Origin of the sequence: Pseudomonas sp. P5_109, assembly GCF_034009455.1 — a bacterium.
Lineage (GTDB): Bacteria > Pseudomonadota > Gammaproteobacteria > Pseudomonadales > Pseudomonadaceae > Aquipseudomonas.
In genome coordinates, this window is sequence record NZ_CP125380.1 from 5,617,899 (window position 1) to 5,644,877 (window position 26,979).

24 protein-coding genes are annotated in these 26,979 nt (G+C 60.9%); 14 read left to right on the forward strand and 10 right to left on the reverse strand.

Features of this window, described 5'->3' with window-relative positions; all coding sequences use genetic code 11:
- Position 1: 1 nt before the first annotated feature.
- The gene (locus tag QMK54_RS24915) at positions 2–583 is read left to right on the forward strand and encodes a cob(I)yrinic acid a,c-diamide adenosyltransferase (protein ID WP_223592637.1); all 582 of its coding nucleotides are present in this window, start codon (positions 2–4) and stop codon (positions 581–583) included.
- 116 nt (positions 584–699) lie between these two features.
- Here the strand turns inward: QMK54_RS24915 and QMK54_RS24920 are convergent, their stop codons facing one another.
- The 4 genes from QMK54_RS24920 to secA form a co-directional block, all read right to left on the reverse strand.
- Entirely contained in the window at positions 700–1,644 is a 945-nt protein-coding gene (locus QMK54_RS24920; protein WP_110662882.1) for a Nudix family hydrolase, read from the reverse strand.
- Positions 1,641–2,273, reverse strand: a complete 633-nt coding sequence (locus tag QMK54_RS24925; protein WP_320401505.1) for a glutathione S-transferase — start codon at positions 2,271–2,273, stop codon at positions 1,641–1,643. The genes QMK54_RS24920 and QMK54_RS24925 overlap by 4 nt, the downstream gene beginning before the upstream one ends.
- 173 nt (positions 2,274–2,446) lie before the next feature.
- Complete coding sequence (argJ, locus tag QMK54_RS24930) at positions 2,447–3,664, reverse strand: bifunctional glutamate N-acetyltransferase/amino-acid acetyltransferase ArgJ (protein ID WP_223592624.1); 1,218 nt, start codon at positions 3,662–3,664, stop codon at positions 2,447–2,449.
- 122 nt (positions 3,665–3,786) lie between these two features.
- Positions 3,787–6,522, reverse strand: a complete 2,736-nt coding sequence (gene secA / locus QMK54_RS24935; protein WP_320401506.1) for a preprotein translocase subunit SecA — start codon at positions 6,520–6,522, stop codon at positions 3,787–3,789.
- Positions 6,523–6,829: 307 nt separating this feature from the next.
- On the opposite strand from secA, the gene QMK54_RS24940 reads away from it, so the two are divergent.
- The gene (locus tag QMK54_RS24940; RefSeq protein ID WP_110660430.1) at positions 6,830–7,285 is read left to right on the forward strand and encodes a DUF721 domain-containing protein; all 456 of its coding nucleotides are present in this window, start codon (positions 6,830–6,832) and stop codon (positions 7,283–7,285) included.
- 121 nt (positions 7,286–7,406) lie between these two features.
- Here QMK54_RS24940 and QMK54_RS24945 read toward each other — a convergent pair whose 3' ends face one another.
- On the reverse strand, positions 7,407–8,894 hold the full coding sequence (locus tag QMK54_RS24945; RefSeq protein WP_110660433.1) for a helicase HerA-like domain-containing protein: 1,488 nt from the start codon (positions 8,892–8,894) through the stop codon (positions 7,407–7,409).
- 188 nt (positions 8,895–9,082) lie between these two features.
- Here QMK54_RS24945 and QMK54_RS24950 point away from each other — a divergent pair, with 188 nt between their 5' ends.
- The 4 genes from QMK54_RS24950 to QMK54_RS24965 all read left to right on the forward strand — a co-directional run bounded on the left by QMK54_RS24950 (position 9,083) and on the right by QMK54_RS24965 (position 14,008).
- Positions 9,083–10,972 carry a methyl-accepting chemotaxis protein gene (locus tag QMK54_RS24950; protein WP_110660429.1) on the forward strand — a complete coding sequence of 630 codons (1,890 nt, stop codon included), beginning with the start codon at positions 9,083–9,085 and terminating at the stop codon, positions 10,970–10,972.
- 162 nt (positions 10,973–11,134) lie between these two features.
- Positions 11,135–12,247 (forward strand): glycosyltransferase family 4 protein, encoded by a 1,113-nt coding sequence (locus tag QMK54_RS24955; RefSeq protein WP_223592617.1) that lies wholly within the window; start codon positions 11,135–11,137, stop codon positions 12,245–12,247.
- Positions 12,240–13,016, forward strand: a complete 777-nt coding sequence (locus QMK54_RS24960; RefSeq protein WP_320401507.1) for a polysaccharide deacetylase family protein — start codon at positions 12,240–12,242, stop codon at positions 13,014–13,016. Before QMK54_RS24955 ends, QMK54_RS24960 begins: the two co-directional genes overlap by 8 nt.
- Complete coding sequence (locus QMK54_RS24965) at positions 13,013–14,008, forward strand: lysylphosphatidylglycerol synthase transmembrane domain-containing protein (protein ID WP_110660426.1); 996 nt, start codon at positions 13,013–13,015, stop codon at positions 14,006–14,008. The genes QMK54_RS24960 and QMK54_RS24965 overlap by 4 nt, the downstream gene beginning before the upstream one ends.
- Here QMK54_RS24965 and QMK54_RS24970 read toward each other — a convergent pair.
- Both QMK54_RS24970 and purU read right to left on the reverse strand, forming a co-directional pair.
- Positions 13,989–14,228: a hypothetical protein gene (locus tag QMK54_RS24970; protein ID WP_223592657.1), complete on the reverse strand. Its 240-nt coding sequence runs from the start codon at positions 14,226–14,228 to the stop codon at positions 13,989–13,991. The two genes, QMK54_RS24965 and QMK54_RS24970, sit on opposite strands and share 20 nt — an antisense overlap.
- Before the next feature lie 86 nt (positions 14,229–14,314).
- Positions 14,315–15,163, reverse strand: coding sequence for a formyltetrahydrofolate deformylase (purU, locus tag QMK54_RS24975; RefSeq protein WP_223592605.1), 849 nt, complete (start codon positions 15,161–15,163; stop codon positions 14,315–14,317).
- 324 nt (positions 15,164–15,487) lie between these two features.
- Between purU and mvaT the strand changes: the two genes are divergently transcribed.
- Complete coding sequence (gene mvaT, locus QMK54_RS24980) at positions 15,488–15,865, forward strand: histone-like nucleoid-structuring protein MvaT (protein WP_007933316.1); 378 nt, start codon at positions 15,488–15,490, stop codon at positions 15,863–15,865.
- Between the two features lie 100 nt (positions 15,866–15,965).
- On the opposite strand, the gene sbcB is transcribed toward mvaT, so the two are convergent.
- The gene (sbcB, locus tag QMK54_RS24985; protein ID WP_223592603.1) at positions 15,966–17,396 is read right to left on the reverse strand and encodes an exodeoxyribonuclease I; all 1,431 of its coding nucleotides are present in this window, start codon (positions 17,394–17,396) and stop codon (positions 15,966–15,968) included.
- A 187-nt stretch (positions 17,397–17,583) separates the two neighbouring features.
- Here sbcB and QMK54_RS24990 point away from each other — a divergent pair, with 187 nt between their 5' ends.
- The 6 genes from QMK54_RS24990 to QMK54_RS25015 are packed head-to-tail and all read left to right on the forward strand — an operon-like array spanning position 17,584 to position 24,297.
- A complete protein-coding gene (locus QMK54_RS24990; protein WP_223592592.1) occupies positions 17,584–18,309 on the forward strand; it encodes an RDD family protein in 726 nt (241 codons plus the stop codon).
- Positions 18,306–19,283 carry a stage II sporulation protein M gene (locus QMK54_RS24995; RefSeq protein ID WP_223592590.1) on the forward strand — a complete coding sequence of 326 codons (978 nt, stop codon included), beginning with the start codon at positions 18,306–18,308 and terminating at the stop codon, positions 19,281–19,283. Before QMK54_RS24990 ends, QMK54_RS24995 begins: the two co-directional genes overlap by 4 nt.
- The gene (locus QMK54_RS25000) at positions 19,270–20,814 is read left to right on the forward strand and encodes a DUF4129 domain-containing protein (RefSeq protein ID WP_110660906.1); all 1,545 of its coding nucleotides are present in this window, start codon (positions 19,270–19,272) and stop codon (positions 20,812–20,814) included. Before QMK54_RS24995 ends, QMK54_RS25000 begins: the two co-directional genes overlap by 14 nt.
- Before the next feature lie 17 nt (positions 20,815–20,831).
- Positions 20,832–21,974, forward strand: coding sequence for a DUF4350 domain-containing protein (locus QMK54_RS25005; protein ID WP_181432084.1), 1,143 nt, complete (start codon positions 20,832–20,834; stop codon positions 21,972–21,974).
- Positions 21,971–22,972 (forward strand): MoxR family ATPase, encoded by a 1,002-nt coding sequence (locus QMK54_RS25010; protein WP_320401508.1) that lies wholly within the window; start codon positions 21,971–21,973, stop codon positions 22,970–22,972. Before QMK54_RS25005 ends, QMK54_RS25010 begins: the two co-directional genes overlap by 4 nt.
- Positions 22,969–24,297 carry a DUF58 domain-containing protein gene (locus QMK54_RS25015; protein ID WP_320401509.1) on the forward strand — a complete coding sequence of 443 codons (1,329 nt, stop codon included), beginning with the start codon at positions 22,969–22,971 and terminating at the stop codon, positions 24,295–24,297. Before QMK54_RS25010 ends, QMK54_RS25015 begins: the two co-directional genes overlap by 4 nt.
- Before the next feature lie 37 nt (positions 24,298–24,334).
- On the opposite strand, the gene QMK54_RS25020 is transcribed toward QMK54_RS25015, so the two are convergent.
- Positions 24,335–24,694, reverse strand: coding sequence for a PilZ domain-containing protein (locus QMK54_RS25020; protein WP_110660911.1), 360 nt, complete (start codon positions 24,692–24,694; stop codon positions 24,335–24,337).
- A gap of 232 nt (positions 24,695–24,926) precedes the next feature.
- Positions 24,927–25,310 (reverse strand): tetratricopeptide repeat protein, encoded by a 384-nt coding sequence (locus QMK54_RS25025; RefSeq protein ID WP_110660910.1) that lies wholly within the window; start codon positions 25,308–25,310, stop codon positions 24,927–24,929.
- 205 nt (positions 25,311–25,515) lie between these two features.
- Between QMK54_RS25025 and pyk the strand changes: the two genes are divergently transcribed.
- A complete protein-coding gene (pyk, locus tag QMK54_RS25030) occupies positions 25,516–26,967 on the forward strand; it encodes a pyruvate kinase (RefSeq protein WP_056726085.1) in 1,452 nt (483 codons plus the stop codon).
- Positions 26,968–26,979 lie beyond the last annotated feature (12 nt).

Here is a 26,979-nt window from a genome sequence, read left to right on the forward strand (position 1 = left end):
CATGGGCTTTCGCTTGTCGAAGATTTACACCCGCACTGGCGACAAAGGCGAGACCGGGCTGGGCGACGGACGCCGCGTACCCAAGGATCACCCGCGCATTGAAGCAATCGGTGAGGTCGATACGCTGAACAGCCAGGTTGGGGTACTCCTGGCCGGGCTGGCGGCAGAAACCGCCCGGTTTCCAGGCTTGAACGAAGTGATCGAGGTATTGGCTCCCTGCCAGCATCGGTTATTTGATCTGGGTGGCGAACTGGCGATGCCGGTGTATCAAGCGTTGAATGCAGCGGAAATCGAACGCCTGGAAGCCGCGATCGATGTATGGAATGAAGAGTTGGGACCGCTGGAAAACTTCATCTTGCCTGGCGGCTCGACGCTGATTGCCCAGGCTCATGTCTGTCGAAGCCTGGCCCGCAGCGCAGAGCGGCGGTGTCAGCAACTCAATGCGATTGAGCCGTTGGCCGGGGTTGGCCTGGCGTACATCAATCGATTGTCGGACTTGCTGTTTGTGGTGGCGCGGCTGATTGCCAAGCGTCAGGGAGTGACGGAGATTCTTTGGCAGCCTGCGGCGAAACCTGAGGTTTAGTCGGCGCCTCTCGGGCCCCTTCGCGAGCAAGCCCGCTCCCACAGTGGATTTGTGGCACTCACAAAACCTGTGGGAGCGGGCTTGCCCGCGAAGAGGCCAGCAGGAGCGCTACAAAATCAGGCCTCAGGCCAAAACGCCCGAATCCCCGCCACACCCTGCGCACCCGCCGCCCAGGCTTTCTCGACCTCGGCCGGGCCAACACCGCCGAGCAGGAACACCGGCTTGCTGAACCCTTCGATCAAGCTTGAAGCCTGCTCCCAACCCAACGGCTCGGCACCAGGATGCGTCAAAGTCGGTTGAACCGGCGACAGGGTCACGAAATCCACCCCCATCTGTTCGGCCAGTGCCAGCTCTTCAGCGTTATGGCACGACGCCGCAAGCCAACGCGACGCCGGTAGCGGTCGCCCAGCCGCGGCGTACTTGCGCAGCTGCGCCGAGGTAATGTGCCAACCCGCGGACGGGAAGTCGCCCAGCCATTCGAACGGCCCCTTGATCATCAACTGTGCCTTACCGGCACACAGGCCCACCGCATCGACAGCCAGGTCGCGATACTTCGGATCGTAACCGTTCGGTGCACGCAACTGGATCAGCTTGATGCCTCCCGCGATGGCTTTCTGGATTCCCCGCAGCAAGGCCGGTGTTTCCAGATCTTCCGGGGTAATCAAGTACTGAGCGGGTAATTTCGCGGCCGCGACGATCGGCTGATTGGCCTCCGGGAACTCGTAATTCGACAAATCACGAGGTGCCACCCAGGCCAGCGGTTGTCCCTCGGCACCATGGGGCTCGCCGGAAAACGCCGAGACTTCCCAGACATCCAGCAACACCTGCTTGTCCGGGTAATCGTGCCGAATTTTGATCAACGGGCGCGCCGCGCCAACCACAATGCCCAGTTCCTCATGGAGTTCGCGGGCCAGTGCGGTTTCGACCGACTCGTCGGCCTCGACCTTGCCCCCGGGAAACTCCCACAGACCACCCTGATGCTGTGAATCAGCACGGCGGGCGATCAGGATTTGGCCACTGCCATCGCGGATGACGGCGGCGGCGACATGCACTCGTTTCACTTTTCCAACTCCTCCAGTCCGGCCTTCTGCCAGGCCTTGAACGCCGGCCATTGGTAGAGGGTATCGACATAGGCTTCGTCAGTGGCAGACAGTTTTACCTGATAGGTGCGCAAGCGCACGGCAATCGGCGCAAAAAACACGTCAGCCAGACTGATATGACCAAACAGGTACGGCCCGGTTTCAGTCGCGGCGGCACGGCATTCAGCCCACAGCGCCGACATGCGTTCGATGTCGGCCTGAACGTCAGCCGGGATCGGCGACAAAGGGGCATCATGGCTCAGGTCGAACGGCATGTTGCCGCGCATGGCAAAGAATCCACTGTGCATCTGCGCACACGCCGAGCGCGCCTGGGCGCGGGCGGCGGTGTCTTTGGGCCAGAGGCCGGCGGCCGGGAACTGTTCCGCCAGGTATTCGGCAATCGCCAGGGAGTCGGCGATGGTGCCGTGTTCGGTTTTCAGCAGCGGGACCTTGCCGGTCGGCGAATGCTTGAGCAGACGCTCGCGGGTGTCGGGCTGGTTCAGCTTGATCAGTTCTTCGGTATAGGCGGCGCCAGCCAGATCGAGGGCCAGGGCACCACGCAGGGACCAGGAGGAATGCAGTTTGTCGCCGATGATCAGGTGCAGGCTCATGTTCGGGACCTTTTGATGAGGGGACAGGCCAAAATCTCTGGCGTCTGGTCGTCAGCCTTCGCGAGCAAGCCCGCTCCCACAGTGATCGCGTTGAACACAACGTTTGTGTACGCCACTGAACCTGTGGGAGCGGGCTTGCTCACCAATGGGACGACTCGGTCTTGAGCCGCGTATTAAGTACGGTACTCGGCGTTGATCTTCACGTACTCGTGGGACAGGTCGGTGGTCCAGATGGTTTCGCTGCAATCGCCACGACCCAGCTCAATACGAATCGTGATTTCTTCCTGCTGCATCACCGCCGAGCCCTGGGCTTCGGTGTAGGTCGCCGCACGCGCGCCACGGCTGGCAATGCACACGTCGCCGAGGAACACATCGATCTTGCTCACGTCCAGGTCAGGTACGCCGGCACGACCAACCGCGGCCAGGATACGACCCCAGTTCGGATCGGAAGCAAACAACGCGGTCTTGATCAGCGGCGAGTGAGCCACGGTGTAACCGACGTCCAGGCATTCCTGGTGATTGCCACCGCCGTTGACTTCAACGGTGACGAACTTGGTCGCGCCTTCGCCGTCGCGCACGATGGCCTGGGCCACGTCCATGCACACTTCGAATACCGCTTGCTTCAGCTTGGCGAACAACTCGCCTTCGGCACGGGTGATTTCCGGCAGCGCGGCCTGACCCGTGGCGATCAGCATGCAGCAGTCGTTGGTCGAGGTATCACCATCGATGGTGATGCGGTTGAACGACTTGTTGGCGCCATCGAGCATCAGGTTTTGCAACACGTCGCGGGAAACCTTGGCGTCGGTGGCGATATAACCGAGCATGGTCGCCATGTTCGGGCGAATCATGCCCGCACCCTTGCTGATGCCGGTGACGGTGATGGTCACGCCGTCATGCTGGAACTGACGGCTCGCGCCTTTTGGCAGGGTGTCGGTGGTCATGATGCCGGTGGCGGCAGCTTCCCAGTTGTGGATCGACAGATCATCGAGGGCTGCTTGCAGCGCACCTTCGATTTTTTCCACGGGCAGCGGCTCGCCGATCACGCCGGTGGAGTACGGCAGCACCTGGCTGGCATCGACACCCGTCAGCTCGGCCAGCTTGGCGCAGGTGCGCTCGGCAGCAGCCAGGCCTGGCTCGCCGGTGCCGGCGTTGGCATTGCCGGTATTGGTCAGCAGGTAACGCACCGGGCCTTGCACGCGTTGCTTGGCCAGGATCACCGGTGCGGCGCAAAAGGCGTTCAAGGTGAACACGCCGGCAACCGTGGAGCCTTCAACACAGCGCATGACCACAACATCCTTGCGCCCCGGGCGCTTGATGCCGGCCGAGGCAATACCGAGTTCAAAACCGGCAACCGGGTGCAACGTTGGCAAAGGACCAAGACCAACAGCCATGAATGCGCTCCTCTAAAAATGATGTCAGCAACCGTTTCAGCAAAAACGGTGGTTCGAATGGTAAAACGCCGCGACGGCAGAAGCCGGTCGCGGCGCGGGTATTTCAGCGATTGAAACGGGTTTTACTGGATCTGCCCGTGGCAATGCTTGAACTTCTTGCCCGAACCGCAGTAGCACAGCTCGTTGCGACCCAGCTTCTGCTCGTTGCGAACCGGCGCGGCAGCGAGGGCAAGATCGACTTCTTCGCCCAACACTTCCGGTTGCTCCAGGCCCGGGGCTTCTTCATGCAGGAACTGCATGCGAGCGGCCAGCGCCTCGGCTTCCTGGCGCAGGCGCTGCTCTTCTTCGATCGGATCTTCGCGACGAACCTGAACGTGGGACAGCACACGGATCGAGTCGCGCTTGATCGAATCCAGCAACTCGGAGAACAGGGTGAACGACTCGCGCTTGTATTCCTGCTTCGGGTTCTTCTGGGCATAACCACGCAAGTGGATACCGTGACGCAGGTGGTCCATGGTCGACAGGTGGTCTTTCCATAGGTCGTCCAGGACGCGCAGAACGATTTGCTTCTCGAAGGTGCGCAGCGCTTCGGCGCCCGCCTGGTCTTCTTTCTCGTTGTACGCCGCGATCAGCTCGTTCATGAGCTTCTCGCGCAGGGTTTCTTCGTACAGGTGATCGTCTTCGTCGAGCCATTGCTGGATCGGCAGCGTCACACCGAAATCGCTCTGCAGCGCAGCTTCCAGACCGGCCACGTCCCACTGCTCAGGCAGCGACTGCGGCGGAATGTGCGCGCTGACGGTGGCGTTGAGCACGTCCTGACGGAAGTCAGCGATGGTCTCGCCGATGTTGTCGGCGGCCAGCAACGTGTTACGCATGTGATAGATCACTTTACGCTGTTCGTTGTTGACGTCGTCGAACTCGAGCAGTTGCTTGCGAATGTCGAAGTTGCGGCCTTCAACCTTGCGCTGGGCCTTTTCGATGGCGTTGGTCACCATGCGGTGCTCGATCGCTTCGCCAGGCTGCATGCCCAGGGCCTTCATGAAATTCTTCACCCGGTCAGAGGCGAAGATGCGCATCAGGCTGTCTTCCAGAGACAGGTAGAAGCGGCTGGAACCGGCGTCGCCCTGACGACCGGCACGACCACGCAGCTGGTTGTCGATACGGCGCGATTCGTGACGCTCGGACGCAATGACCTGCAAACCGCCCGACTCGAGCACTTGCTGGTGACGCTTCTGCCAGTCAGCTTTGATCTGGGCAATCTGCTCAGGGGTCGGGCTTTCCAGGGAGGCCACTTCCACTTCCCAGTTACCGCCCAACAGGATGTCGGTACCACGACCGGCCATGTTGGTGGCGATGGTCAGTGCGCCCGGGCGACCGGCCTGGGCAATGATCTCGGCTTCCTTTTCATGGAACTTGGCGTTCAGGACCTTGTGTTCGATGCCTTCCTTCACGAGCAGGCTGGACATGTGCTCGGAGGTTTCGATGGTGGCGGTACCGACCAGGACCGGACGGCCTGCGGCCATGCTTTCCTTGATATCGGCCACGATTGCCGCGTACTTCTCGTCGGCCGTCAGGAACACCAGGTCGTTGTAGTCTTTACGCGCCAAAGGCTTGTTCGGCGGAATCACCATGACCTGCAGGCCATAGATCTGGTGGAATTCGAACGCTTCGGTGTCGGCCGTACCGGTCATTCCGGACAGTTTGTTGTACAGACGGAAGTAGTTCTGGAAGGTGGTCGACGCCAGGGTCTGGCTTTCGGCCTGGATGTTCAGGTTTTCCTTCGCTTCGATGGCCTGGTGCAGGCCTTCGGACAAACGGCGACCCGGCATGGTACGACCGGTGTGCTCGTCGACCAGTACGACCTGACCGTCCTGCACGATGTATTCGACGTTGCGATGGAACAGTTTGTGCGCGCGCAGGCCGGCGTAGACGTGAGTCAGCAGGCTCAGGTTGTGCGCCGAGTACAGGCTTTCGCCTTCAGCCAGCAGGCCGAGGGAGGTCAGCGACTCTTCAACGAACTGATGACCGGCTTCGTTGAGCTCGACCTGGCGGGTCTTCTCGTCGACAGTGTAATGGCCAGCCTTGGTGACTTCGCCTTCGACTTCTTCGACATGCAATTCCAGCCGCGGGATCAGCTTGTTGATCTCGATGTACAGCTTGGAGCTGTCCTCGGCCTGACCGGAGATGATCAGCGGCGTACGGGCTTCGTCGATGAGGATGGAGTCGACTTCGTCGATCACGGCAAAATTGAGTTCGCGCTGGAATTTTTCTTCCATGCTGAACGCCATGTTGTCGCGCAGGTAATCGAAACCGAATTCGTTGTTGGTGCCGTAGGTGATGTCGGCGGCGTAGGCAGCGCGCTTTTCTTCCGGCGGCTGGAACGGCGTGACCACGCCGACCGTGAGGCCGAGGAATTCATACAGCGGACGCATCCAGTTGGCGTCGCGGCGGGCCAGATAGTCGTTCACCGTCACAACGTGCACGCCCTTGCCGGACAGCGCGTTGAGGTAAACGCCCAGTGTTGCCACCAGGGTCTTGCCTTCACCGGTACGCATTTCCGCGATCATGCCTTCATGCAAGGTCATGCCGCCGATCAGTTGGACGTCGAAGTGACGCATGCCCATGACACGCTTGCCGGCTTCGCGGGCGACCGCAAAGGCTTCTGGCAGGAGCTTGTCGAGGGTTTCCCCTTTGGCGATGCGGGCCTTGAACTCGTCTGTCTTGGCACGCAATTGATCGTCCGAAAGGGCCACCATTTGCTCTTCGAAGGCATTGACGAGTTGCACCGTCTTGAGCATGCGTTTGACTTCACGCTCATTCTTGCTTCCAAAAAGTTTCTTTAACAAAGGCGCAAACATATCGGCAGGATCTTCCACACTAAAGGGATGGAGGGCGGCCCCGTGAGTCGCCCGTGCAGCCCTCATGGCCGCATGCGAACGAGCATTCTACCCGGAAACGGTGGTGAGGAAAGTGGCGAAATTCCACGATGCTGGCACTGCGCTTTGACGGGGCTCACTTTAAATAGGGGCGTTTTGCTCAACTTCAAGCCGTTGAGGGCAGAAGTTAGTTGTTGATTTAATGGGTAAAGCACCCACAAAAGCAATGGGCGGGTGCATCCGGTGCTTTCTGCTACCATGGCGCCTCTGTTACTTCAGGTGTCTGATCATGGCATTTCGCCCACTTACGGCCAAAGTACCTGCCGTTCTATTACGCGAAGCCAAGCCGCTGAAAGCCATTCTCGGCCACGCTCAACGCCTGGGTCATCTGCAACGCTTGCTCGAGAGCCAACTGCAGCCCGCCGCTCGCGAGCATTGCCATGTGGCTTCCTGGCGCGAAGGCAGTTTGTTGCTGATTGTCACAGACGGTCATTGGGCAACCCGCCTGCGCTACCAGCAAAAGCGCCTGCAACGGCAACTGCAAATGTTCGACGAATTTGCCAACCTGACACGAATCCTGTTCAAGGTGCAGCCACCTACCGTCCAGCGGGGCGCGACCGGGCACACCATGGACCTGTCGCACGATGCTGCGGCAACTATTCAGGCCACGGCCGACGGGATCAGCGATCCGAACCTGCGGGCGGCGCTGGAGCGACTGGCGGCGCACGCCAAATCCAAAACCTGACACAGAAACCTTGTGGGAGCGGGCTTGCTCGCGAAAGCGCTACATCAGTCACATCAATGTTGAATGTGCTGACGCCCTCGCGAGCAAGCCCGCTTCCACTGTCAGACTGTACTCGCTCAAGTTAGCGGCGTTTGCTGCCGCCCAGTAATGAGCCCATCAAGCCGCGCACCAACTGTCGGCCAATCTGGTTCGCCGCCTGTTGCATCGCCGATTTCAGCGCCTTCCCTGCCGCGGTTCCAAGAAACTCCCCGGCCTGCTCGGTGAAGCTTGGCTCCTCGGGTGCCGGTTTACCCGGTGCCGCTTCCGGTGCCGGCGCCAGGCCCTTGCGCGCCATCAGCACCTCATAGGCCGATTCACGGTCAACCGGTTTGTCATACCGCCCCTGCAACGGCGACCCGGCAATCAGCGCCGTGCGCTCGGCATCGGTCAAAGGCCCGATCCGCGATTGCGGCGGCGCTACCAGCACCCGCTGGACCATTTCCGGCGTGCCCTTTTCCTGCAAGGTGCCGACCAGCGCCTCGCCGATCCCGAGCTCGGTCAACACTGACAACGTATCGAACGCCGGATTCGGCCGGAAACCTTCGGCTACCGCGCGCAGGGACTTCTGCTCTTTGGCGGTGAACGCACGCAAGCCGTGCTGGATACGCAAGCCCAATTGCGCCAGCACATCATCCGGCAGGTCACCCGGCGATTGCGTGACGAAATACACGCCCACGCCTTTCGAACGAATCAGCCTCACGACTTGTTCCAGACGGTCACGCAACGCCTGGGGCGTACCGTTGAACAGCAAGTGCGCCTCGTCGAAGAATAGCGCCAGCAATGGTTTGTCGGCATCGCCACGCTCAGGCAGTTGCTCGAACAGCTCAGCCAGCAGCCACAGCAGGAACGTCGCATAGACCTTCGGTGCTTCGTGCACAAGACGGCTGGCATCAAGCAAATGAATGCGCCCGCGGCCATCCGCAGTGGGCTGGAGGATGTCTTCGAGTTGCAGCGCCGGCTCGCCGAACAAGGCTTCGGCGCCTTGTTGCTCCAGGGTCGCCAGACGTCTGAGCAGCGCCTGACTGGAGCCGGTGGTCATCAATGCCGCATCGTCGCCCAGCAACTCGGGATTGTCCCGCAGGTGATTGAGCAACGCCTTCAGGTCCTTGAGATCGAGCAACAACAGGCCTTCGCGGTCCGCCACCTTGAACGCCGCGTACAGTGCCGACTGCTGACTGTCGGTCAGTTCCAGCAGGCTGCCCAGCAGCAGCGGCCCCATTTCACTCAAGGTAGTACGTAAAGGATGACCGGACTGACCGTGTACGTCCCACAACGTCACCGGATAAGCCTGAGGCTTGTGGTTGAGCCAGGGCATCCCGGCAATCCGCTCGGCGATCTTGCCCTGAGGGTTGCCGGCGGCACCCAGGCCGCACAGGTCGCCCTTGATGTCGGCGGCGAACACCGCTACGCCGGCATCGCTGAAGGCTTCGGCCAATCGTTGCAAAGTGACGGTTTTGCCGGTGCCGGTCGCGCCCGCGATCAAACCGTGGCGGTTCGCCAGGCGCATGGCCTGGGCAATCGGCTGTCCTGTGAGATCGGCGCCGATAACGAGTTGCAGTGAGTCAGGCATTTGGTCACCCATGATTAATCTTTGGTCCTACACGGCCGATAGAGATAACGACAAAGCAGTCAGACACGATCTGGTCGGAAATTTCCCTAAGGAGAGTCGGAAAATTCACTTGCTTTCAAACTTGCCCGTAATGCGCCTCTTTATAAAAGCACGCGCTGGACATTAAGACCTTAGCGGAACCCCAAGCCATGAACAAAAATCTGCGTTTCAGCCATAAAATCCTGCTTGCCGCCGCCCTCATTGTGATTGCCGCCTTCGCTTCATTCACGCTGTACAACGACTATCTACAGCGCAACGCCATCCGCGAAGACCTCAATAACTATCTCAACGAGATGGGCGACGTCACCGCCAACAACATCCAGACCTGGCTGGCCGGGCGAATTTTGTTGATCGAGAACCTCTCGCAAAACATCGCCATCAACCCGGAACAAAGCAACGTCGCCAGCCTGCTTGAGCAGAAAACCCTGACGTCGACGTTCATGGCGTCCTACCTGGGTGACGCCACCGGGCACTTCACCATTCGTCCGGACGCGAAGATGCCGGACGGTTTCGACCCGCGTGTTCGCCCCTGGTACAAAGGCGCCGAAAGCAGCAGTACGCCGACCCTGACCGAACCTTACATCGATGCGGCAACCGGCCAATTGATCATCTCCATGGCCACGGCTTCGAAAAAGGCCGGCCAGAGCGTGGGAGTGGTAGGCGGCGACCTGAGCCTGCAAACCCTGATCGATACCCTCAGTGCCCGCGACTTTGATGGCATGGGTTACGCGTTCCTGGTCAGCGCCGACGGCAAGATCCTGGTTCACCCGGACAAAGCGCTGGTGATGAAGTCCCTGAGCGAGGCGTATCCGAAAGACACCCCGCGCATCGGCAACGGCTTCAGCGAAGTGGACGTCGATGGCAAGACGCGCATCGTCAGCTTCACCCCGATCAAGGGCCTGCCTTCGGTCAACTGGTACATCGGTCTGTCGGTCGACAAAGAAAAAGCCTACTCGATGCTCAGCAAATTCCGCGCCTCTGCTGTGGTTGCGACCATCATTGCGGTGGCGATCATCATCGCCCTGCTGGGCATGTTGATTCGCATCCTGATCCAGCCTTTGCACGTCATGACCCGCGCCATGGCCGACATCGCCGATGGCGAAGGCGACCTGACCAAGCGCCTGACCATCCAGAACAACGACGAATTCGGTACCCTCGGCACCGCGTTCAACCGCTTCGTCGAGCGCATTCACGGTTCAATCCGCGAAGTGTCCTCGGCGACCGGGCAAGTCAACGAAGTGGCGTTGCGTGTAGTGGCCGCTTCCAACTCGTCGATGTTCAACTCCGACCAGCAAGCCTCGCGCACCAGCAGCGTCGCGGCCGCCATCAACCAACTGGGCGCCGCCGCCCAGGAAATTGCCCGCAACGCTGCTCAGGCTTCGAGCCAGGCCAGCGATGCCCGCAGCCTGGCCGAAGACGGCCAGCAAGTGGTGGACCGCAGTATCGTGGCGATGAATCAACTGTCGAGCATGCTCAGCGCATCGAGTACCAACATCGAATCGCTGAACAGTAAAACGGTGAACATCGGGCAGATTCTCGAAGTGATCACCAGCATTTCCCAACAAACCAACCTGCTGGCGCTCAACGCTGCCATTGAAGCTGCGCGCGCCGGTGAGGCCGGTCGCGGTTTTGCCGTGGTGGCAGACGAGGTGCGCAATCTGGCACACCGCACGCAGGAATCGGCGCAACAGGTACAGACCATGATCGAGGAACTGCAAGTCGGCGCCCGGGAATCGGTCAGCACCATGAGCGACAGTCAGCGCCACAGTCAGGACAGCGTGGAAATCGCCAACCTCGCAGGCGAGCGCCTGAACAGCGTGACCTTGCGTATCGGTGAAATCGACGGCATGAACCAGTCGGTGGCCACCGCAACCGAGGAGCAGACCGCCGTGGTGGAGTCGATCAACGTCGACATCACCGAGATCAACACGCTGAACCAGGAGGGTGTGGAAAACCTGCAATCGACCTTGCGCGCGTGTTCGGACCTTGAACAGCAGGCGGCGCGGTTGAAGCAGTTGGTAGGCAGTTTCCGTATCTAGCGTCTGAACCGGCCTCATCGCTGGCAAGCCAGCTCCTACAGGTGGATCGCGCTCTTGTAGGAGCCGGCTTGCCGGCGATGAGGCCAGCACATAACCTCAACCGAACATCTATCCTTCATAAAGGTCAACCAAGGGAGTACCGGGACCGGAGGATCGTTCATCGTGCATATCGCTGACATCACCATGTTCTACGCCCCTGCCAGCGGTGGCGTACGCACTTATCTGGATGCAAAGCATCGTCGCCTGGGCATCAAGCCGGGCATTCGCCACAGTTTGCTGATCCCCGGATCCTCTTTTAGCGAGCAGGATGGCATCTTCACCGTCCCGGCCCCCGCCTTGCCCTTCGGCAAGGGCTATCGCTTCCCGCTGCGCCTCGCACCCTGGCGCAATGTCCTGCAGGACTTGCAGCCCGACCTGATCGAAGTCGGCGACCCCTATCTCACCGCATGGGCAGCACTGGACGCGCGGCGCCAACTCGACGTGCCGGTCATCGGCTTCTATCACTCGGACCTGCCCCTGCTGGTCCGCAACCGCATGGGCAATTGGGTGACCAACAACGTCGAAGCCTATGTCAGCAAGCTCTACGGCAACTTCGACCGGGTCCTGGCGCCCAGTCGGGTCATGGCCGACAAATTGACCGGGCTTGGGGTCAGGAATGTCTTCGTGCAACCGCTCGGCGTCGACCTGCAAACCTTCCATCCAGATGCCCGGGACCCGGGGCTGCGAGCCGAGTTGGGTCTGGACGAAAACACCCGCCTGCTGATTTTCGCCGGGCGCGGTTCCAAGGAAAAAAACCTGCCGGTGCTGCTCGACTGCATGCAGCGCCTGGGCCGACGCTATCACCTGATTCTGGTGGGCTCGTCGATGCCCACGGCCGTGCCGGCCAACGTGACGGTGATCGACGAATTCTGCCCCGCCGCGCAGGTAGCCCGCCTCATGGCCAGTGCCGATGCACTGTTGCACGCCGGCGATCAGGAAACCTTTGGCCTGGTGATACTCGAAGCCATGGCCAGTGGCATTCCCGTAGTAGCCGTAGCGGCCGGGGCTTTCGAGGAAATCGTCAGCGAGGACTGCGGCCGGCTCTGCGCACCGAACAACCCCGCCGCGATGGCCACCGCCGTTCGAGAATTGTTCGGCTCGGGCAGCGCAGCGCTTGGCAAACAGGCACGGTTGCATGTCGAACGGCATTACGCCTGGGACACCGTGGTCAACAGCCTGCTGCGCCACTACCACGCTGTGCTCGGCAGCCAGTGGCCGCTGACGGCCAATGGTTGAACCCATGAACAGCCCCTTTTTACTGCTGGTGCTGCACGACGTGGCTCCGCCAACCTGGGCCGACTACCAGCCGTTCGTCAGAGCCGTCGACACCCTGGGTAATGTACCGATGACCTGGCTGGTGGTGCCGGATTTCCATAAACACTACCCTCTGGACGCCCATCCGCAATTTTGCCGCCAGCTCTCTGCACGGGTCACCCGGGGCGACGAATTGGCATTGCATGGCTACTTCCATTGCGACGACGGGCCAATAACGCGCAATCCCCGCGACTGGTTCATGCGTCGGATCTATACCCATGAAGGCGAGTTTTACCGTTTATCGCGAGAAGCCGCCCTCTCCCGCCTGCGTTCGGGCATCGAGATGTTCCACCGCCATGACTGGCCGCTGGAAGGATTCGTCGCCCCCGCCTGGCTGATGAGCCAAGGCACTCGCCAGGCATTGCGCGAATTGCCGCTGAGTTACACCAGCGACTCGCAGCATTTATACCGGCTGCCGGACTTCACCGCGATCGAGGCGCCAGGTCTGGTCTGGAGTGCGCGCAGCGCTTGGCGCCGGGGCGTATCGAAGCTGGTCAGCGACCGCCGCGAACAATGCTGGCAGCACGCCCCGGTGATTCGCCTGGGCCTGCACCCGGTGGACATGCGCCATGAGTTTTCCCGTCGATACTGGCTGCAAACCCTCGAGCGCCTGCTCGATGGCGGACGCGTTCCGATGACCAAGGCCCAGTGGCTGGCGCTGCAAAACGACCGAATGGGCTGTGCCGCATGAGTCGCGGACTGCTGTTGATTCTCGGCCTGCTCGCGGCGGTGCTGATTCCGACACTGCTGGGCGGCAGCGAGACCTGGTCCCGGCTGACCAGCTTTCCGCTGCCTTGGCTATTGATCATGTTTGGCATGATCCTGCTGTGCTGGGGCGTGAATACCTTGCGATTGCGCTTGTTGCTGGGGGACCAATGCGACAAGGTCAGCCCGCTCAGAAGCCTCGGCGTGGTGATGGCCGCCGAATTTGCCTACTGCGCCACGCCTGGCGGCAGCGGCGGGCCTCTGACGATCATGGCGTTGCTGGCGCGTCACGGCGTGCGCCCGGCCAGGGGCAGCGCGGTGTTCGCCATGGATCAGTTGAGCGACTTGCTGTTTTTCCTCTGTGCACTGAGCGGGATTCTGATTTACGCCCTGTTCCAGCACCTCAGCCAGCGCATGGAATGGATGCTGACCGTCAGCGCCGTTTCGCTGTTCGGTGGCCTGATCAGTTGCGTCGTGGTGGCGCGCTATCACCGCTCTTTGATTCGCCTGAGTGGCCGCTGGCTCGCCCGAGCCAATGTGCAAACCGCCACGCGAATGCGCTGGGCGCGCAAGCTCCTGCAGTTTCTCGCAGCGTTTACCGACACGCTGAAATTACCCGTGCAGACCTTGATCAAGGTATTTGCCCTGACCTGCGTGCATTGGGTCTTGCGCTACAGCGTGCTCTATCTGGCGTTGCGCGGGCTCGGCGCGGATTTGCAGTGGGCCTGGAGTTTTCTGATCCAGATGCTGGCGCTGAGTGCCGGGCAATTCAGCCTTCTGCCGGGCGGAGCCGGTGCTGCGGAGCTGACGTCGGCGGCGTTGCTGGCGCCCATGGTCGGGAAATCCACAGCGGCGGCGGCGATTCTGATTTGGCGGGCAGTGACGTATTACTTCTACTTGCTGATCGGTGGGCCGGTGTTTTTGCTGATGCTCGGCCGGCCGCTGCTCAAGAAATTGATCAAGAACGTCTATCCGTAGAAGCTGGCTTGCCAGCGATAGGGCCCTGGAAATCACTGCAAGCCTGGGACTCTATCGCCGGCAAGCCGGCTCCTGCGTTCAATTCCTCCCACAATTGCGCGGCATCCGGAAACTCCGTACCCGTTTCAGGCCCCATGTCATCCGGGTCGTAGCGGCTCAGGCAACCCTCGCCCAGTGTGGCGGGCGCCTTGGCTGTGGCTTTGTCCAGTGGATCGGCCATGGTCTTGTCCTCGGTGCAGAAACGGCGAAGGGCCTGAAGCGATTGAACGCCCAGGCCCTTCGAATTTCAACCGCGGTGTTCGTCTATCAGAAGACGACGGTTTTGTTGCCGTGCACCAACACCCGGTCTTCCAGGTGATAACGCAGACCACGGGCCAGCACCATCTTCTCGACATCACGGCCGAAACGCACCATGTCTTCGATGCTGTCGCTGTGGCTTACGCGCACCACGTCCTGTTCGATGATCGGGCCGGCATCCAGCTCTTCGGTCACATAGTGGCAGGTCGCGCCGATCAGCTTCACGCCCCGCAGGGAGGCCTGGTGATACGGCTTGGCACCGACGAACGACGGCAGGAAGCTGTGGTGAATGTTGATCACCTTGTGCGCGTATTCGCTGCACAACTCCGGCGGCAGTATTTGCATGTAACGGGCAAGCACCACCACTTCGGCATCGTGCTGTTTGACCAGGCGCGAAACCTCGGCGAAGGCCGGTTGCTTGTCCTGCGGGTTGACCGGGACGTGGTAGTACGGAATGCCGTGCCACTCCACCATGCTGCGCAGGTCATCATGGTTGGAAATCACACAGGAGATTTCGCAGTCCAGTTCATCGCTGTGCCAGCGGTGCAGCAGGTCGGCCAGGCAGTGCGACTCGCGGCTGGCCATCAGGACCACGCGCTTCTTTTGTTCGGTATCGGTGACGCGCCAGTCCATCGAGAACTCTTCGGCGATCGGCGCAAAGGCTTCGCGAAACGCTTCGATACCAAATGGCAGGGAGTCGGCACGGATTTCGTGACGCATGAAGAACCAGCCACTGAGATTGTCCGAGTGATGGCTCGCTTCAGTGATCCAGCCGTTGTGTGATGCCAGAAAGTTACTGACTTTGGCAACGATGCCAACACGGTCCGGGCAAGAAATCACCAGACGAAAAGTGCGCATGAGGGGGAAACTCCAGAACTTCGCAAAGGCCGCCATTCTAGCGATTGCGCAGCAAAACTGCAGTATTGTTGACGTTTCGCCCTGCCGGAAGGTCGGTGCGGCAGGTCGGACAACACCCATGCTTGTTAGCACCGTCGCTCTAGCGATGCCGCTCAATTGTTAATTTATGTATATCTGACCGACAATAACTGCACTACCAATGTGCGCCAAAGACACGGAAACTAAATTAAATAAAGTTGGCTTAAATGTTTACTTGATGAAACACCGTGACTATTATTGCGGCACTGTCACCCTGCCATCCAGCGCAAACATAAGGTAGTCCACATGTCCTTGATCAACGAATATCGCGCCACCGAAGAAGCTATCAAAGAGCTGCAAGCCCGTTTGAAGAACCTGTCCCAAGACGACAAACTGCAAACCGAGCTGGAATTCGAAGGCAAACTGCGCACCCTGATGGGTGAATACTCCAAGTCCCTGCGTGACATCATCGCGCTGCTGGACCCAGAATCCAAAACCAAGGCACCACGCGGCGGTGCAGTGAAAACTACCGGCACCAAGCGTGCTCGCAAAGTTAAACAATACAAAAACCCGCACAACGGCGAAGTCATCGAAACCAAAGGTGGCAACCACAAGACTCTGAAAGAGTGGAAAGCCAAGTGGGGCGGTGACGTGGTGGAAGGCTGGGCTACCCTGCTGGGCTAAGCCTCAGAGCTTGTCGCAGATGGATCCGTGACAAAAAAAGAACGCCAGCAAATGCTGGCGTTTTTTTATGCACCGTATTTAAGCCCCGGCATGTTCGAATTCAAAGACACAAACGCTGGCGCAGTCCCTGGACATAATCCTGCCACTCACCGAGCACCCCCTGCTGAAGCGGAGTAGCTGTAACGCTCAACTGGGCCGCGGCCTCTACAAAACTTTCAAGGGTATTGGGTGCACCCCACTCGGGTTCTGACAAACGTTTCTGACAGAATATTCGCCAGCGTTCTTGCTCCTCGGCATTCAATGTCTCGGGAAAGTTGCGTGCGCGATATCGAAACAGCAATTGAGGCAAACGTTCGTCATCGAAAGGCCACTGCTCTTGTGCCAATTGCTGCGGATCCACGGTTCTGACTTGTTCACACAATCGCCGATCCCGATCACCGATAAATCCATCGTATAACTGTTGCTCCGGATCCTGGCTCTGGGAAAAATCTTCTCGGGCATAAACCGCCAGGACTTTATCCAGCCAAACTTTCTGCGCGTCATTTAGCCGCAACACCCGCTGCTGATACAGCGCCATATCCAGCCCCAGGCGTTGCTGGTCTTCCTGGCGAAGTACCGACAACGGTGCCACCACCGGGCACTTGTTGATGTGAATCAGCTTCAACGGCACTGGCAGCTCGCCTTCGGCCAGTTCGTCGCGGCGGGTATACAGGCGCTGGCGCAAGCTTTCAGCATCCAGATCGAACAGGCCCTGGGGATCGAGGTGCAGGTCACAGACAATCAGGGCGTTCTTGTTGCGCGGGTGCCAGGCCAGCGGCAACACCACACCCACATAGCTGCGCGCGGCCGAAAAGCGCCCGGAAACATGCACCAGCGGTTGCAGCAGGCGTATCTGGTCCATGACTTTTTGCTTGCTGCGTAGCTGAAACAACCAGTCGTACAACTTCGGCTGTTTTTCCCGTATCAGGCGCGCCAGGGCGATCGTCGCGCGCACGTCCGACAGCGCTTCGTGGGCATTGCCATGATCGATGCCGTTGGCAGCGGTCAGGCGTTCGAGCTTGAGCGTGACCCGTCCCTCGTCATCGGTCGGCCAGACCAGCCCATCGGGGCGCAAGGCATAGGCGGCGCGCACCACGTCGATCAGGTCCCAGCGGCTGTTGCCACCCTGCCACTCCCGCGCATAAGGGTCGAAAAAGTTTCGGTACAGGCTGTAGCGGGTCATCTCGTCATCGAAACGCAAGGTGTTATACCCCGCGCCACAGGTGCCCGGCGCCGCGAGCTGGGCATGCACCCGGGTCATGAAGTCGGCTTCGCGCAAGCCTTGCGCCTGCAGTTGCCCGGGGGTGATGCCGGTGATCGCACAGGCGGCCGGGTGCGGCAGGATGTCGTCACTGGGCTGGCAGTAAAGATTGACCGGTTCGTCGATTTCATTGAGATCGAAGTCCGTGCGCAGGCCGGCCATTTGCAATGGACGATCGCGACGGGGATTGATGCCAGTGGTTTCGTAGTCGTACCAGAAGATGGAGGTCACGGGCGATTCCTGAACTGAAGATCGGCAAAGTCTAGGCGTTCACCTCCCACCCCGACCAGTGTCTTGTCATTCAAACACCTTGTGCGACTCACCAGGCAATACACAGTTATATCGTTTCCCCCCGCATAGGCTGCTAGCATCGGATGAACACAGAATCCCGATCCAGGCCACATTCATCAGGTTGCCCATGCTCGAGACCACAGCACTGCCAGGGAATGCGCCGCTGTCACCGCCACTGGATACGCGGTATCAAGTCGAAACGCCAGAAGGTGTCGACCTGCCACTGCGCCCAGCCGGGTTGATGGTCCGTGCGCTGGCGTTCTCCATTGACCTGGGTTTACGCGGCCTGATCCTGGGCGTGCTGTTCATTGTGCTGGCCATGCTCGGCAAACTGGGTGCCGGGCTCGGGTCGATCCTGCTGTTCGTGGTGAGCTGGTGGTACATGGTGCTGTTCGAGGTACTGAACCAGGGCCGTTCGCCGGGCAAGCACTGGATGGGATTGCGCGTGGTACACGACGATGGCACCCCGGTCGGGTGGTCCGCGTCCCTGCTGCGCAACCTGCTGCGCGTTGTCGACCTGCTACCCTTCGGTTACTTCCTCGGGGCCATCAGTTGCCTGCAACACCCCCACTTCAAGCGCCTCGGCGATCTCGCCGCCGGGACCCTGGTGATCTATCGCGAACAATCGCACACCCGCCCCGAACTCCCTGAAGCCCAGCCCCGCCGCCCGCCCTTTGCCCTGACACTCGCCGAACAACGGGCCATTCTCGGGTTTGCCGAGCGCCAGGGCGAACTCTCCCAGGCGCGGACCGATGAGCTGGCCGTGATTCTCGCCCAACCCTTGCAAGTCCCGGCCCCGCAGGCGGTGAACGAGCTTAACGGCATCGCCCGCGGCTTGTTGGGGCCGACATGAAACAAAGCCTTTTCGAAAGCCGGCACAAAGCCGAATGGGAACGCTTCTGCGCCCTGCTCGAGCGGTTGGAACGGGACGGCAAAGCCACCGATGCCGGCAGCTTCCCGAAGGACTACCGACGCCTCTGCCAACACCTGGCATTGGCACGAGAGCGTGGCTACAGCAGCTTTCTGATCGACTCCTTGCAGCAACAAGTCCTGCGCGGACACCAGCAACTCTACCGTCACCGCAGCCGTTTGGGCGCCAGCGTGCTGGCATTCATCCTGGCCGACTTTCCGCGACTGGTGCGTGAGCAGTGGCGTTTCGTCCTCGCCGCCAGCCTGATGTTCTTTGGCAGCCTGGCCGGTTTCGCGCTGCTGGTGTACCTGTACCCGGACCTGGTCTACAACCTGATCCCCAACGAACAGGTCAGCGAGATGCAAAGCATGTACGACCCCGTTGCCGGTCACCTCGGGCGCACGGTCGAACGGGCAGCCAGCGAAGACTGGGCGATGTTCGGCTACTACATCATGCATAACATCGGCATTGCCTTTCAGACCTTCGCCAGCGGTTTGCTGTTTGGTTTGGGCAGTGTGTTTTTCCTGATTTTCAACGGCCTGATGATTGGTGCGGTAGCCGGGCACCTGACCTACGTCGGCTACGGGCAAACCTTTTGGTCATTCGTGATCGGCCACGGCGCCTTCGAACTCAGCGCCATCGCCCTGGCCGGTGCCGCCGGCCTGAAGCTGGGCTGGGCGCTGATCGCCCCGGGACGCCTGCCACGCGCCGAGGCCTTGCGATTGGCGGCGCGCAAGAGTGTGCTGCTGATCTGCGGGGTCATGCTGTTTCTGTTGATTGCAGCGTTTATCGAAGCCTACTGGTCATCAATGACTGGCCCGTCGTACCAGACCAAGTACCTGGTTGGCGCGGCGCTCTGGTTGCTGGTGGTGGTTTATCTCGTGTTTGCCGGACGTCGCCGCCATGCGCCTGAGTGACGCCACCGTGGTGATTCGCCCGCGCTCGACCTGGGAAGCCATGGACCTCGGCGTGCTCCTGAGCCAGCGCCACCGACGCCTGCTGCTGACCAGTTGGGCCATGATCACCTTGCCCATTTTCGCGCTGCTCAGTTGGGGACTCTGGGATTCACCTTCCCTCGCCCTGTTCATATTCTGGTGGCTGAAACCAGCGTTCGAACGCCTGCCCTTGTACATCCTGTCCAAAGCCATGTTCGGTGAAACGCCCACGCTGAAGCAGGCCCTGCAACAATGGCCACGCCTGCTCAAACCGCAATTGCTGGCCAGCCTGACCTGGCGCCGCCTGAGCCTGTACCGCAGTTTCGTGATGCCGGTGGTGCAACTCGAAGGCCTCGACGGAGCGCAACGCCAGCAACGTCTACAGGTGCTTTTGCAGCGAGATGCTGGTGCCGCACGCTGGCTGACGATCATCGGTACGCACTTGGAAGGCGCGTTGTGGATCGGCTTGATGGTGTTGTTCTATCTGCTGCTGCCACAACAGGTCGCGCTCGACTGGAGCTGGCAGTCGCTGATCTCGGCGGCCAACCAGGACTGGCGCTGGCTGGAACACCTGACCAATGCCTTTTATGCACTGGTGCTGGTGGTCTGGGAGCCGATCTATGTCGCCTGCGGCTTCAGCCTTTACCTGAACCGGCGCACCGTGCTTGAGGCCTGGGATATCGAACTGGTGTTCCGCCGAATGCGCCAACGCCTGGTCAATACAGGCGCTGTCTTGCTGTTGGCCGTGATTGTGCTGATGCCAGCCACACACAGCGTGTGGGCCGCAGAACCGGCCCATTCACTCGACAGCCCGCGCTTGCTGGACCAGCCACTGACCAGCCAGGCCTCCAGGGACAGCATCAAGACGATCCTCGAACAGCCGCCCTTCAAGAACCGGGAAACGGTGACCCGCTATCGCTTGGGCGACGACAAACCGGGCGTTGATGCCTCGGACGCCGGCCAGACACCGCAATGGTTGAAGGCGCTGTTGAAGCTGTTCGAGGGGCAGAACTTCGGGGCACTGGCGACACTGATTGAAATCGCGCTGTGGGGCACCGTCATCGCCAGCATCGGCCTGTTGATCTGGCGCTATCGCGACTGGTTGCAGGCGTTCGTCAGCCGGCAACCGACGCTCAAGGTCAAAGCCCCCCGACCATTACCGCAGCAGGCGTTCGGCCTGGACCTCAAGCCCGAGTCCCTGCCCGCCGACATTGCCACCCGCGCTGAAAGCCTCTGGCAGACCCAGCCGCGCGAAGCCCTCGGCTTGCTCTATCGCGCCCTGCTCAGCCGCCTGTTGCACGACTTCAACATCGCGCTCAAAGCCGCCGACACCGAAGGACAGGTGCTGCGCAGTGTCGAGTTGTTACAGCAACCAGCCTTGCTGGCCTACAGCAAAAACCTGACCGGGCACTGGCAAAACATGGCCTATGGTCACCGCTTGCCACCCGAACAGGTGCAACAGGAACTGTGTGATGGCTGGCGAGTGTTGTTCGACGCGGGGGCGGTCCATTGAGTCGGCGCCAGGGGGCGATGGCCGGTGCGTTGGTCGCCGTATTGCTGGCTGCGCTCAGCCTTTATCTGTACCTCAAGGCCGTCCCCTACCAGAGCGAAATCGACCACGGTCCCTCCCCCGAAGCCAATGCCAACCCTTATCTGGCGGCGGAGCTCTTTTTACGCAAGCATGGCCTGAATGTCGGCCACGCCAACGGCCTCGACATCCTGCCCAGTCTCGACCCCCATCAGCACAGCCTGCTGTTGCTCGGGGACCGCTACAACATGACGCCACGACAGATCGACCAGGTGATGAACTGGACCCGGGCTGGCGGGCGACTGCTGTTCGTTGCCGAATCGTTGTGGGATGAAAAACTCGGCCACAGCAATGACCTGCTGCTTGATCGGGTGCAACTGCGCCAGTCCCTGAGCAAAGACCTCAAGGAGCCGCCACCCAATGTCGGCGAAGATCCGTACCCGCACCTGACCAAGCTCTATCTGGAAGACGAAGACGCCCCGGCCTATGCCGGTTTCGATACCGCGTTCCACCTCGAAGACCCGAAGAACCTCGCCCAGGCCTGGGCCAACAGCGCCAGGGCCACGCACATGATGCAACTCAGTTACGGCCTCGGCTCGATCATCGTGGTCACCGATGCCGACTTGTGGAAAACCCCGGCCATCGAGCAATACGACAACGCCTGGCTGCTTTGGTACTTGACCGCCGACACCCGCGTGACACTGATCTTCAACACCGATCACGACAGCGTGCCGACCTTGCTGCTGCGTTATTTCCCCCAGGCACTGGTCGCCTTGCTCGCCTTGCTCGGCCTGGGTTCCTGGCATTTCGGCGTGCGTCGGGGTCCCTTGCTGGAACCGGCACCGAAAGCGCGCCGGCAACTGCAGGAACACCTGCGCGCCAGTGCCGACTTCCTGTTGCGCCGCAATGGTCAGGCCGGCCTGTTGCAAGCCTTGCAGCAGGACATTCTGCGGCGCGTGCGCCGTCGCCACCCCGGCTTCGAACAACTCGGCGTCGCCGAACAATGGCTGGTGCTCGCACGCCTGACCGGCCAACCCACACGCGCTATCAGCCAGGCCATGAGCCCGCGACCGAAGCAACGGCTTTCCAGCGTTGAATTCAGCCGTCAGGTCGCCCACCTGCAATCCCTGAGGAACGCCTTATGAGTGAACCGATCGAAACCGACGCAGCGAGCCATGCCGCTCAGCAGCGTCAGCGTGCCGGCCATCTGGCCCAGGCCGTACGCAAGGAATTGCAAAAAGCAGTGATTGGCCAGGACAGCGTGATCGACGACGTCTTGACGGCGTTGATCGCCGGCGGCCACGTGTTGCTCGAAGGCGTGCCGGGACTGGGCAAGACCTTGTTGGTGCGCGCCCTCGCCCGTTGTTTCGGCGGTGAGTTCGCACGCATCCAGTTCACCCCGGACCTGATGCCCAGCGACGTCACCGGGCACGCGGTGTATGACTTGCAGACCGAGAAATTCAAGCTGCGCAAGGGGCCGTTATTCACCAATCTGCTACTGGCCGACGAGATCAACCGCGCCCCGGCGAAAACCCAGGCGGCGCTGCTCGAAGCCATGCAGGAACGGCAAGTCACCCTCGAAGGCCAACCATTGCCGATTGCGCAACCGTTCATGGTGCTTGCCACGCAAAACCCGATCGAGCAGGAAGGTACTTACCCGTTACCGGAGGCCGAACTGGATCGCTTCATGCTCAAAGTGCGCATGGATTACCCCGACGCCGAGCAAGAGCTGAACATGGTGCGTCAGGTCAGCCGCTCGACTCGGGCCGACATGCTCGATGTCCAGCCAATGCGCACATTGTTGCAGGCCAAGGATGTACTGGCCCTGCAACGCATTGCCAGCGACCTGGCACTGGACGATCAGGTGCTCGATTACGCCGTGCGCCTGGCCCGCGCCACCCGCAGTTGGCCCGGTTTGATCCTCGGCGCCGGCCCACGCGCGTCCATTGCGCTGGTGCGTTGTGCTCGCGCCCGCGCGTTGCTGCGCGGTGGTGAGTTCGTGATTCCGGATGACATCAAGGGTTGCGCCCTGGCCGTGCTGCGCCATCGTGTGCGCATCGCGCCGGAGCTGGACATCGAGGGACTGGATGTCGATCAGGTGCTCCGGCAGATGCTCGACCAAGTGCCGGCGCCGCGCCTGTGAAGCCCTCGCGCCTGATGCTCGCCTGGCTGCTGGTCCTGCTGGCCTGCGGCATTGCGTCGGGTACTTTGCGCGCGTTGGAATTCGCGGTTCCGGCGAATCTCATGGCGATCAACTGGGGACTGCTCCTGGCGCTGCTGGCCCTGGCCCTGCTGGATGCCGTTCGCGTCAAACGCCTGCCTTCACCCCGGCTGAAACGCCAGTTGCCCGGCAGCCTGGCACTGGGTCGATGGAGCGAGGTGCAACTGAACCTGGAACACGACTTTACCCAACCGTTTAACGTAGAGGTTTTCGACCACGTGCCAACGGGCCTGAGCTTCGAACACCTGCCCCTGACGGTCGAGCTGCAACCCGGCCGGCACAGCCAGGCCGGTTATCGCCTGCGTCCGCTCCAGCGTGGTCACTTCAACTTCGAACACTGCGAAATCGACCTGCCAAGTCCCTTGGGGCTCTGGTCGGACAGACGCTTGCTCGAACTACCGGACGCCACCCGCGTCTACCCCGACTTCGCCCGTCTCTATGAGGGGCAATTACTGGCGGTGGATAACTGGCTCAGCCAGCTTGGCGTCCGCCAGAAACAGCGGCGCGGCCTGGGCCTGGAATTTCACCAACTGCGCGAGTTTCGCGAGGGCGACAGCCTGCGGCAGATCGACTGGAAAGCCACAGCGCGCCAGCGCACGCCGATTGCCCGGGAGTATCAGGACGAACGCGATCAGCAGATCATTTTCATGCTCGACTGCGGCCGGCACATGCGCAGCCAGGATGATGAGCTGTCGCACTTCGACCATGCCCTCAACGCCTGTCTGTTGCTCAGCTATGTCGCGCTACGCCAGGGCGACGCGGTGGGCCTGAGTACATTCGCCAGCGAACAACCGCGCCACCTCGCGCCGGTCAAGGGCACCAGCCATCTCAACACCCTGCTCAACAGCGTCTATGACTTGAACAGCAGCCAACGCAGCGCCGACTATCAAGCCGCGGCCACGCAACTGCTGGCACGGCAAAAACGCCGGGCACTGGTGGTGCTGGTGACCAACCTGCGCGAAGAAGACGACGATGAGTTGCTCCCGGCGGTCAAGCGCCTGAGTCAGCAACATCAGGTACTGGTCGCGAGCCTGCGCGAAGACGTGCTCGACACCCTGCGCCAGTCACCCGTGCAGACTTTGCCCGAAGCGCTGGCCTATTGCGGGACCGTGGACTACCTGAATGCACGCGCAGAACTCCATGAGCGCTTGAGCGCTCATGGCGTGTTGGTGATGGATGCACGGCCCGGCGAGTTGGGGGCAGAGCTGGTGACTCGGTACCTGGGCTGGAAAAGAACCGGACTTTGAGCCTGGGCAGTCACTTACAGCCGAACGCCCATTGATCTCAGGCCGAAGCCGGCAGCGGCAGAAAACTGAAATACTGCTTCAGCGCCTGCACCAGTTGCCCATATTCCGGTGGCGCCCGTTGCAGGCTGAACCCGGCGTCGTAATGTCGGGGGGTTGCGTCTTCGTGGCACCACAGGCAACAGGCCTGCAGATCGATGATCCGCTGGCCACCTTCGCTGGCGGGAATTTTCAGGCGCAGGTTGAAGTCCGCGCCGATCATCATCGGCAGGTGGCTGATTAGCATCAGTCCGTCTTCGGAGACATTGCCCAGATAGCCAATGGGTTTGCCGGTGATTCCGTTGAACACTTTGAGGAAATACGGCAGTTGATGCCGCTCGATTCGGCGGTCGGTGAACATGTGCAATTTCGCCATGCAAGGCTCTTAAGCAGAGCCGCACTACTGCTTCGGAACGGGTGTGCATGAGTCTTGGCCCGCTCTCCCCGCTCCCGGTGCGCCAGTCCATACAGCGCTGAGTCCTGCTTATGCCGGTCACAGGTGTTGCCCCGGCTCAGAGGCAAGGCTCTAAAACCGGTTCCTTGGACTATAGCTCACCACCGCCTGGGAGCCAGCGATTGCATGGCAACTGCCATCAGAACTGCGTCGGCTTTACCGTCGCGGCACTGCGCAATGGGTAGTGGCCCAGGCTCTGCAAGGTTTCCAGGCGGGCACGGGCGCGGTAGGCGTATTCGCTTTGCGGATAGGCAGCGATAATGAACTGATAGGTCTGGGCCGCGTCGATAAACATCTTCTGCCGCTCCAGGCACTGGCCGCGCATCATCGACACTTCCGGCCACACGTAAGGCCGCGCGCGGCTGTCGCGCTCGACCTTGGACAGTTCGAGCATCACCTGCTCGCAATTGCCCCGGTCATAGGCGCTGTAGGCATTGTTCAAGTGATGGTTCATTGCCCAACGGGTGCAGCCCGTGGCACTGAGGGCGCCGACGGCAAGGGCAGCAATGAGTACGAATCGCATGGGGATCTCCTGTCTTGAACGCTGTATCGACCCGTGGGCGAAAATCTTCAGGTGCCAGATACAAAGTTGCCAGGATCAATAAAGAAGGCAATAACCAGGTTCTTCGAAAAAACCAAGCTCTTCACGAAAAGTAGTGCATACGAACAATGACTACACCTTCGGAGCATAGTAGCCTCACTCAGCGCTTGAACTCAGGAGTCTTTGCATGTCCGTCCGTCGTACCAAAATCGTCGCCACCCTTGGCCCGGCCAGTAACTCGCCGGAAGTTCTCGAACAGCTGATTCTGGCTGGCCTGGACGTCGCCCGCCTGAACTTCTCCCACGGCACCCCCGACGAGCACAAGGCTCGCGCGAAGCTGGTGCGTGACCTGGCTGCCAAGCATGGCCGCTTCGTCGCCCTGCTGGGTGACCTGCAAGGCCCGAAAATCCGTATCGCCAAATTCGCCAACAAGAAGATCGAGCTGAAGATCGGTGATCAATTCACCTTCTCCACCAGCCATCCTCTGACCGAAGGCAACCAGCAAGTGGTCGGCATCGACTACCCGGATCTGGTCAAGGACTGCGGCGTAGGCGACGAGCTGCTGCTCGACGACGGTCGCGTGGTGATGCGCGTCGATACCGCCACGGCCACCGAACTGCACTGCACCGTGACCATCGGCGGCCCGCTGTCCGACCACAAAGGCATCAACCGTCGCGGTGGCGGCCTGACCGCTCCGGCCCTGACTGAAAAAGACAAGGCCGACATCAAGCTCGCCGCGGAAATGGAAGTCGACTACCTCGCAGTCTCCTTCCCGCGTGACGCCGCCGACATGGAATACGCCCGCCAACTGCGCGACGAAGCCGGCGGCACCGCCTGGCTGGTGGCGAAGATCGAACGCGCCGAAGCCGTGGCCGACGACGAAACCCTCGACGGCCTGATCAAGGCGTCCGACGCGGTGATGGTTGCCCGTGGTGACCTCGGTGTGGAAATCGGCGACGCCGAGCTGGTGGGCATCCAGAAGAAAATCATTCTGCACGCACGCCGCCACAACAAGGCAGTGATCGTCGCGACCCAGATGATGGAGTCGATGATCCAGAACCCGATGCCAACCCGCGCCGAAGTGTCCGACGTAGCCAACGCCGTGCTCGACTACACCGACGCCGTGATGCTCTCGGCCGAAAGTGCCGCTGGCCTGTATCCGCTGGAAGCCGTTCAGGCCATGGCGCGTATCTGCGTCGGCGCCGAAAAGCACCCGACCAGCAAGACCTCCAGCCACCGCATCGGCAAAGAGTTCGAGCGCTGCGACGAAAGCATCGCCCTGGCGACCATGTACACCGCCAACCACTTCCCGGGCGTGAAGGCGATCATCGCCCTGACCGAAAGTGGCTACACCCCGCTGATCATGTCGCGCATCCGCTCCTCGGTGCCGATCTACGCGTTCACCCCGCACCGCGAAGCCCAGGCTCGCGCGGCAATGTTCCGTGGCGTGTACACCATCCCGTTCGACCCGGCTTCGCTGGCGCCGAACGAAGTCAGCCAGAAGGCGATCGACGAGCTGGTCAAGCGCGGCGTCGTACAGAAAGGCGACTGGGTCATCCTGACCAAGGGCGACAGCTACCACACCACCGGCGGCACCAACGGCATGAAGATCCTGCACGTTGGCGATCCGATGGTCTGAGTGACCGCTTGC

What these genes read in the sequence shown, in the direction of transcription:
- QMK54_RS24915 (WP_223592637.1), top strand. Translation starts at nt 2, where the DNA reads ATGGGCTTTCGCTTGTCGAAGATTTACACCCGCACTGGCGACAAAGGC.
- QMK54_RS24925 (WP_320401505.1), bottom strand. Translation starts at nt 2,273, where the DNA reads ATGAGCCTGCACCTGATCATCGGCGACAAACTGCATTCCTCCTGGTCC.
- argJ (WP_223592624.1), bottom strand. Translation starts at nt 3,664, where the DNA reads ATGGCTGTTGGTCTTGGTCCTTTGCCAACGTTGCACCCGGTTGCCGGT.
- secA (WP_320401506.1), bottom strand. Translation starts at nt 6,522, where the DNA reads ATGTTTGCGCCTTTGTTAAAGAAACTTTTTGGAAGCAAGAATGAGCGT.
- QMK54_RS24940 (WP_110660430.1), top strand. Translation starts at nt 6,830, where the DNA reads ATGGCATTTCGCCCACTTACGGCCAAAGTACCTGCCGTTCTATTACGC.
- QMK54_RS24945 (WP_110660433.1), bottom strand. Translation starts at nt 8,894, where the DNA reads ATGCCTGACTCACTGCAACTCGTTATCGGCGCCGATCTCACAGGACAG.
- QMK54_RS24950 (WP_110660429.1), top strand. Translation starts at nt 9,083, where the DNA reads ATGAACAAAAATCTGCGTTTCAGCCATAAAATCCTGCTTGCCGCCGCC.
- QMK54_RS24960 (WP_320401507.1), top strand. Translation starts at nt 12,240, where the DNA reads ATGGTTGAACCCATGAACAGCCCCTTTTTACTGCTGGTGCTGCACGAC.
- QMK54_RS24965 (WP_110660426.1), top strand. Translation starts at nt 13,013, where the DNA reads ATGAGTCGCGGACTGCTGTTGATTCTCGGCCTGCTCGCGGCGGTGCTG.
- QMK54_RS24970 (WP_223592657.1), bottom strand. Translation starts at nt 14,228, where the DNA reads ATGGCCGATCCACTGGACAAAGCCACAGCCAAGGCGCCCGCCACACTG.
- purU (WP_223592605.1), bottom strand. Translation starts at nt 15,163, where the DNA reads ATGCGCACTTTTCGTCTGGTGATTTCTTGCCCGGACCGTGTTGGCATC.
- mvaT (WP_007933316.1), top strand. Translation starts at nt 15,488, where the DNA reads ATGTCCTTGATCAACGAATATCGCGCCACCGAAGAAGCTATCAAAGAG.
- QMK54_RS24990 (WP_223592592.1), top strand. Translation starts at nt 17,584, where the DNA reads ATGCTCGAGACCACAGCACTGCCAGGGAATGCGCCGCTGTCACCGCCA.
- QMK54_RS24995 (WP_223592590.1), top strand. Translation starts at nt 18,306, where the DNA reads ATGAAACAAAGCCTTTTCGAAAGCCGGCACAAAGCCGAATGGGAACGC.
- QMK54_RS25000 (WP_110660906.1), top strand. Translation starts at nt 19,270, where the DNA reads ATGCGCCTGAGTGACGCCACCGTGGTGATTCGCCCGCGCTCGACCTGG.
- QMK54_RS25005 (WP_181432084.1), top strand. Translation starts at nt 20,832, where the DNA reads ATGGCCGGTGCGTTGGTCGCCGTATTGCTGGCTGCGCTCAGCCTTTAT.
- QMK54_RS25010 (WP_320401508.1), top strand. Translation starts at nt 21,971, where the DNA reads ATGAGTGAACCGATCGAAACCGACGCAGCGAGCCATGCCGCTCAGCAG.
- QMK54_RS25020 (WP_110660911.1), bottom strand. Translation starts at nt 24,694, where the DNA reads ATGTTCACCGACCGCCGAATCGAGCGGCATCAACTGCCGTATTTCCTC.
- QMK54_RS25025 (WP_110660910.1), bottom strand. Translation starts at nt 25,310, where the DNA reads ATGCGATTCGTACTCATTGCTGCCCTTGCCGTCGGCGCCCTCAGTGCC.
- pyk (WP_056726085.1), top strand. Translation starts at nt 25,516, where the DNA reads ATGTCCGTCCGTCGTACCAAAATCGTCGCCACCCTTGGCCCGGCCAGT.